This is a genomic window from Actinosynnema sp. (genome assembly GCF_052038725.1).
The window spans coordinates 1-2,346 of record NZ_JBQGCX010000452.1 but is presented as its reverse complement, the minus strand read 5'-3'; the positions used below and the strand labels follow the sequence as shown (position 1 = coordinate 2,346).

Annotated in this window: 2 protein-coding genes and 1 pseudogene; 2 read left to right on the top strand and 1 reads right to left on the bottom strand. The window is 74.2% G+C overall.

The genetic code is table 11. The features are described 5' to 3' along the window. Positions 1-456 (top strand): annotated as a pseudogene (locus tag ACTUAL_RS09150) (serine hydrolase); the annotation flags it as partial. Between the two features lie 100 nt (positions 457-556). On the opposite strand, the gene ACTUAL_RS09145 reads toward ACTUAL_RS09150, so the two are convergent. Then, positions 557-1,522, bottom strand: a complete 966-nt coding sequence (locus ACTUAL_RS09145; RefSeq protein WP_096497898.1) for a pirin family protein — start codon at positions 1,520-1,522, stop codon at positions 557-559. 196 nt (positions 1,523-1,718) lie between these two features. Here ACTUAL_RS09145 and ACTUAL_RS09140 point away from each other — a divergent pair. Next, on the top strand, positions 1,719-2,346 hold a 628-nt coding region (locus ACTUAL_RS09140), incomplete at its 3' end, for a vWA domain-containing protein (protein WP_440899946.1).

The following is a 2,346-nucleotide window of genomic DNA, read 5'->3' as shown; positions in this document are numbered from 1 at the left end:
GCCGAGCTGGGCGAGACCTCGCGCACGCTGTTCCTCAAGGCGCTGGCCGAGCAGGGCCACAACGAGATGCTGTCCACCACCAACTGGTGCGGCCGGACCTACCCGGTGCAGGGCATCCCGCAGCTCACCCCGCAGCGCTGGGTCAAGGCCGACGGCACGGTCACCGTGGGCGGCGCGGTGTACGACCGCGACGTGCGCCCGTGCGACGCCGTCGCCGAGGTGGGCTTCAGCCACAAGACCGGCTGGGTGGACACCACCGGCAGTGACGCGGGCATCGTGAAGTCCCTGCCGGGCAAGGAGAAGCGCGACTACATCGTGGTGATCTTCGCCAACCTGGGCACCGACTACGTCGACGCGAACCGGCCCGCCGACCCGCCCGGCGTGTTCCCGGTGCTCTACACCCAGAAGTACGCGAAGCTCGGCAAGGCCGTCGACGCGATCATGGCCGCCCGCTGACGCCCCGAACGTGACACCGGCCCGCCGCCACCCGGAGCAGCAGGCGGCGGGCCGCTCACGAACCGTTGCCCGCTAGGGGAAGTCGCCCGGCAGCACGACCTCAGCGCCGGTTCCCTCGCGGCCGCAACCGCCCCCCTGGCATCGGCGGCGCGGGCAGCCGGTCGCCGTCGTAGCCCACCACCGCGCCGAACCGCTCGTCCCCGCGCTCCCACTCCTCCCGGAACCGCACCACCTCGTCGTGGTCGCGCCCGATGAAGTTCCACCACATCACGATCTCCTCGCCGAACGGCTCGCCGCCCAGCAGCAGCACCCGCGCCTCCTCGGACCCGGTGCTCGCCAACCGCAGCACCGCCGACCCCGCGCCCAGGCACCCCAGCGACCCGCGCGGCACCACCGCCCCGGCCAGCTCCACCTCGCCCCGGTCCACCAGCACCCCGTGCTCGAACGCCGGGTCCACCGCCAGCTCCAGCACCACCCCGGCGGGCACCACCAGCTCCGCCCCCAGCAGCGGCGTGAACCCGCGCACCGGCGACGTCACCCCGCCCAACGACCCGAGGAACACCCGCGCCACCGCCCCGCCGATCACCACCGGCTCGGGCACGTGGTGCTCGAAGCCCCTCGGCGCGTCCCGGTGCGCGTCCGGCAGCGCGATCCACAGCTGCACCCCGTGCAGCACCGACGTCCCTGGGGTGGAGACCTCCGAGTGGCAGATCCCGCGCCCGGCCGTCATCAGGTTCAGCTCGCCCGGTCGCACCAGCGCGTGCGCGCCGTGGCTGTCCCGGTGCTCGATCTCCCCGGAGAACAGCCAGCTCGCCGTCTGCAACCCGGTGTGCGGGTGCGGCGCGACGTCCATGCCGCCGGTGGCGGACACGTCGTCCGGCCCGTAGTGGTCCACGAAGCACCAGGCCCCGATCAGGGACCGCCCGCGCTGCGGCAGGGTGCGCCGTACCGCCATCGCCCTCGGCCCGCCCAGCGGCACGTCGCGCGGGTCGAGCACCTCCACCTCGGCCGCGGGGGAGGAGGCGGCGCAGACCAGTTCGGCGGGATCGGATTCGGCGTTGCTCACCACCACATCGTAGGTCCGCACCCGCGTCCCGCCGCCCGACCGGCGCGCCGCGCCCGCCCGCACCGCCCGCACCCAGCGCAGACGCCCCACCACCGGCCGGGACGGGCCGAACTGCCCCGTTCCGGCCCCGCTAACACCCCGACCCCCGCCCGCGATGACCTTGTGCACCGCCCCCCCAGAGAAGGTGACCACCGCTGTGCCTTACACGGCCGAGATCAGCCGCGCCACCCCGGCCTGCTTCGTCTTCCTGGTGGACCAGTCCGCCTCGATGGAGGACCCGATCGGCGGCCCGGCCAGGCAGCGCAAGGCCGACGTGGTCGCCGACGCCCTCAACCGGCTGCTGACCGAGCTGAGCGTCAAGTGCGCCAAGGAGGAGGGCGTGCGCGACTACTTCCACATCGCGGTGATCGGCTACGGCCACACCTCGGTCGGCTCCGCCTTCACCGGCCCGCTGTCCGGCCGCGACCTGGTCCCGCTCAGCCAGGTCGCCGACCGCCCGGCCCGCGTCGAGGACCGGGTGAAGAAGTTCCCGGACGGCGCGGGCGGACTGGTCGAGAGCAAGGTCAAGTTCCCGGTCTGGGTCGACCCGGTCGCCAACGGCGGCACCCCGATGTGCCGGGCGCTGGCGCAGGCCGACGCGATCGGCGCCGACTGGGTAGCCCGGCACCCGGCGGGTTTCCCGCCGATCGTGCTCAACCTGACCGACGGCGAGTCCACCGACGGCGACCCGCTGGAGGCCGCCCTGGCGCTCCAGCGGCACGTCAGCGCGGACGGCGCGGCGCTGCTGTTCAACCTGCACGTGTCCGGCTCGGCCGCGATCCCGG